The organism is Desulfobacter latus (assembly GCF_013389365.1).
GTDB lineage: Bacteria > Desulfobacterota > Desulfobacteria > Desulfobacterales > Desulfobacteraceae > Desulfobacter > Desulfobacter latus.
Genome location: NZ_JACADJ010000131.1, coordinates 1 through 3497 on the forward strand (window position 1 = coordinate 1; position 3497 = coordinate 3497).

Sequence of the window (3497 nt, forward strand, 5' to 3'; positions counted from 1 at the left end):
CGAGAAATTTTTTCATAAACAGATTCCATCTCATGACCATAGGTTTTATAATCCGAAGTGGCGATCAGTTTTTTGTATCCAACATCCAGCCCTAACTCTTTACCAAACTTTTTTTTGTTTTTCGGCGGCTTTTCAAAATAAACATCAACATAATATTTGCCATTGACACATCTCAACCGAATCGATTTTTTCAGTTTCCACCCTGAAAATTTGTTGAAATGTTTGTGTTTTTTACCCGGAAGAACTATTTTGAGCCGATTGCCCAGAGAGGTCAGGGTGATCCAGATATCAAAACTATTCACATCCTGTTCTATTTTGACGAATCTGCTGTCCAGGTTAAAACTGTGCCTTTTAAAAACCGGCTTTGTTTTATTTTTTTTCTTTCTTTGACTTTTAACGATTTCAAGTGCTTGCTTGCCAAGGCATTGTTGCATCCTTGCCGATAACCAGGTATCGACTTTATCCTTGACGAATTTACTATTGAACTCTTTTTGTTCCCACAAAATATCAATATAAAGATTGATCACACGAACGGCTTCCTTGCAAAAACAATCCAATTGATCAATTTTATTTTTGTTTGCATAATTGATATTTATCTGGGAGGTTCTGATCATTTACTTAGCTCATTGATTAATTGTTCCGTCTTTCTTTTACTTCTTCTTTTGCCATAAAGCCGGGCACAAAAAGAGGTGACCAGGCTCACAAAATCCTGCATCAAATCCTGTTCATCTTCAATAACTTCATTGATAATGACGATTTCACCAGGGTATAATTTGATAATATAATTCAAACCGAACCTTGTCAATCTGTCGGCGTGTTCAACCACGATTCTGTTGATAGATTTGTCTAAAAGCAATTTCATCAACTTGGGTCGTTTATCATTTAAGCTACTTGCACACTCCTTGACTATTTGATTAACTATCCATCCGTTTGCCAAACAAAATTGACTGACCCTTGATGCCTGACTTTCCAGATTATTCTTATTCTGACTTAAACTCACTCTGGCATAGACGGCCGTTCGTTTAACACCTTCAGGTCTTTGATAGCTATCCGGGATAACTATCGTACCTGTTGGGAGTTGATAAGCCCCCGGTATCAAACCTTTTTTAAAATGAACATGCGCTGTTTTATAATGGATACCATGTTCTTTTGCATATTCTGATAATTTTTTCATTAGAAATTAATATCAGAATATGTATCCATAAATCAAGTATGTTCAGGTATATTATTTTAAATAAGAATTGAATACTTTTGTAATCTGCATTAACAACAAAGATAATCCGGCAAGCTTAATTTTAGGCAAGGTTTATCAAAGCCTACCTGACAATAAAGCTGAATCACTCAACATGATTCGTATTATTGATGAAGACAAATCCGAGGTTGACGGATACCTGTATGCCGCTTCAATGTTTGCACCTATCAAGCTGCCGGCAATAGCAGAGAAAGCCCTTATCGCGGACAACAGTTGAAAAAAAGGATACATCATGAAAAGATACCTTACAGCAATCATTGAGAAAGAGGGAACCGGGTATGTTTACTTGTGCCCAGAACTGGACATAGCCAGTCAGGGGGAAACCGTTGCTGAAGCAAGAGACAATTTGCAGGAAGCCCTTGAACTGTTTTTTGAATGCGCATCCCCGGAAGAAATAGAAACCCGGCTTAAAGGGGAATATATTTAAGAACAAAAGAGCATAGGAGAATAGAACAAATGAGTACCCCCAAAGACAATATAGAAAAAATGCCTTTTTTTAATTCCTTCCTGCCGGGAGGTAATTCAAAGGCCGTGATAGATGTCAGAGCTTTTCATCTATGGCTTAAAGATGTTCAACACCTGGATTTTTTATCTGATGCAGATGAACAGGACCGGACAAAGGCGTATGAAGAATTAGAAAACGGCCATGCTATAGATCTCAAGGAAGCAATGAACGAATGGTAAAATATGAAGACCAAGAATTCAAGATCAGCAGCAAGGCCAATAAATTTATCAAATCTTTACCAGCCGTCAAGCGTGGAAAAATCAAAGAGGCTGTTGAAAGCCTTATCATAAGAGGGGCATGACCCATCCTATATGTGTCAGCCCTTTTAAAGATCGCTGGTATAATCAAAGATAATTTTATTATTACAAGGAGATTATTATCATGAGAGAATCAAAAGTTTTTGACGAGAATGAAGTTCCCAACGTTATACTTGAGTCTGAAAATACTGTGTTTGAATAAGGGTGTTGAAATCGAGGTTTCATTTTGACTACTATCTTCATTAAAATCAATATGTTATCCAAAAACAAAGGTTTTAGGGTTAAGTTGCTGATTTTATTGTAAAAGAGGTGGTCGATTTCAACACCCTTTGAATGGCTCATTGATACATTACATGAAATGATTCGTGAGCAAGGATTACCATCCAAGGTTTGATTGTTATGATGGTGATAAATACCTCGGTGATTACTATAAAATCACCATTGAGCGTTTCGGCTCAAAAAAAGAACTGGAACAGAATCAAGAAGTGATGGATAGGGTTATTTGATAAGGCATAAGATTTTTTGACGCCGTTCCTCAGTTTTCATTATTCCGACTGGGGAACGGCCCCAAACTTTAATTTTTCGTTGCATTTTTGGGCTGAGAGTGTTTAAGCTTCATTTACTTGATTTTTTCTTTAAACCGTTTCATTTAAAAACGAATTGACAGAAGTCGCTTATAACCATATCGGCCCATTCTGCCTGATTAATTGTTAGCCAAATCAAAATTTCTTATCAAGGAGTTCGATAAGATCTATTTTAAAAGGAGCAAAGAGCTAAGTTTATGGCCTATTTATCTGAAAAAATTATGTCAATAGCAGGGATTGGGTTTCAGCTAATCTTTTTGTTCAGTCTCATAATGCTTTTTAGTTCTGTCTCCTATGCCGAAATGGTGATGTATCGAGACGCAAACGGAGTGCTTTGTTTCTCGAATACCGGCCCGGCAGTGGACTCAGAAATTGAAAAAACTTATAAAGAAACTAAAGGGAGTGTATCTTTTCCCAAAAAATATGAGTCAGTTGAGAAACAAGAACTACAAGAGATTGATGTCCAAATTGAATCTAATCCAGCTGAAGTTCAAATGCAAAAAAAAGAAGCGCAGGCACTGATTCAAAGGCAGAAAGACAAAGAAATACAAGCACAGTTTGAGAAAAAAATTGCATTTGAAAAACGACGTCTTGATGAGGCGCTGAGACATTACCGAGTTGATTGCCCAAATTTTCGAACTCGTAGTGGGCATTCATATAACATCAGCTCACGCGGAAGAAACGCTCATCGTAATTTCTGTCGAGAAAAATATGATCAAATAGCTAAATCTATCAAACTATTAGAAAAAGACCCCGAATATTATTTTTACAGGGGCGCATTCCCATTTTCCCGGCCGACTGAACAATTCTTTAAGCAGGAATTAGATGCTTAAAAATCAATCAGTTAAGGCAAGTTTAACATTGTGTGTTTTTAACGAAGGTCTTCCAGTATGCCCCAA

8 protein-coding genes are annotated in these 3497 nt (G+C 36.9%); 6 read left to right on the forward strand and 2 right to left on the reverse strand.

Translation table 11 applies throughout. The features are described 5' to 3' along the window. Together HXW94_RS18260 and HXW94_RS18265 are read right to left on the reverse strand one after the other, a co-directional pair. Positions 1-614 (reverse strand): transposase (locus HXW94_RS18260; protein WP_178368323.1); only part of this gene is annotated, 614 nt, incomplete at its 3' end. Further along, positions 611-1174, reverse strand: a complete 564-nt coding sequence (locus tag HXW94_RS18265) for an IS607 family transposase (RefSeq protein ID WP_178368324.1) — start codon at positions 1172-1174, stop codon at positions 611-613. The genes HXW94_RS18260 and HXW94_RS18265, both read right to left, overlap by 4 nt. 172 nt (positions 1175-1346) lie before the next feature. On the opposite strand from HXW94_RS18265, the gene HXW94_RS19955 reads away from it, so the two are divergent. The 6 genes from HXW94_RS19955 (at position 1347) to HXW94_RS18290 (ending at position 3431) form a co-directional block, all read left to right on the forward strand. Then, entirely contained in the window at positions 1347-1469 is a 123-nt protein-coding gene (locus tag HXW94_RS19955) for a hypothetical protein (protein WP_281357876.1), read from the forward strand. A gap of 15 nt (positions 1470-1484) precedes the next feature. After that, positions 1485-1679: a type II toxin-antitoxin system HicB family antitoxin gene (locus HXW94_RS18275; RefSeq protein ID WP_178368326.1), complete on the forward strand. Its 195-nt coding sequence runs from the start codon at positions 1485-1487 to the stop codon at positions 1677-1679. Positions 1680-1708: 29 nt separating this feature from the next. Further along, positions 1709-1936: a hypothetical protein gene (locus tag HXW94_RS18280; protein WP_178368327.1), complete on the forward strand. Its 228-nt coding sequence runs from the start codon at positions 1709-1711 to the stop codon at positions 1934-1936. Beyond that, the gene (locus HXW94_RS19960; RefSeq protein ID WP_281357877.1) at positions 1930-2058 is read left to right on the forward strand and encodes a hypothetical protein; all 129 of its coding nucleotides are present in this window, start codon (positions 1930-1932) and stop codon (positions 2056-2058) included. Before HXW94_RS18280 ends, HXW94_RS19960 begins: the two co-directional genes overlap by 7 nt. Positions 2059-2379: 321 nt before the next feature. Continuing rightward, complete coding sequence (locus tag HXW94_RS18285; RefSeq protein WP_178368328.1) at positions 2380-2520, forward strand: hypothetical protein; 141 nt, start codon at positions 2380-2382, stop codon at positions 2518-2520. A gap of 275 nt (positions 2521-2795) precedes the next feature. Next, complete coding sequence (locus tag HXW94_RS18290) at positions 2796-3431, forward strand: hypothetical protein (RefSeq protein WP_178368329.1); 636 nt, start codon at positions 2796-2798, stop codon at positions 3429-3431. The last annotated feature ends 66 nt before the right edge of the window (positions 3432-3497 follow it).

What these genes read in the sequence shown, in the direction of transcription:
- HXW94_RS18265 (WP_178368324.1), bottom strand. Translation starts at nt 1,174, where the DNA reads ATGAAAAAATTATCAGAATATGCAAAAGAACATGGTATCCATTATAAA.
- HXW94_RS19960 (WP_281357877.1), top strand. Translation starts at nt 1,930, where the DNA reads ATGGTAAAATATGAAGACCAAGAATTCAAGATCAGCAGCAAGGCCAAT.
- HXW94_RS18280 (WP_178368327.1), top strand. Translation starts at nt 1,709, where the DNA reads ATGAGTACCCCCAAAGACAATATAGAAAAAATGCCTTTTTTTAATTCC.
- HXW94_RS18290 (WP_178368329.1), top strand. Translation starts at nt 2,796, where the DNA reads ATGGCCTATTTATCTGAAAAAATTATGTCAATAGCAGGGATTGGGTTT.
- HXW94_RS19955 (WP_281357876.1), top strand. Translation starts at nt 1,347, where the DNA reads ATGATTCGTATTATTGATGAAGACAAATCCGAGGTTGACGGATACCTG.
- HXW94_RS18275 (WP_178368326.1), top strand. Translation starts at nt 1,485, where the DNA reads ATGAAAAGATACCTTACAGCAATCATTGAGAAAGAGGGAACCGGGTAT.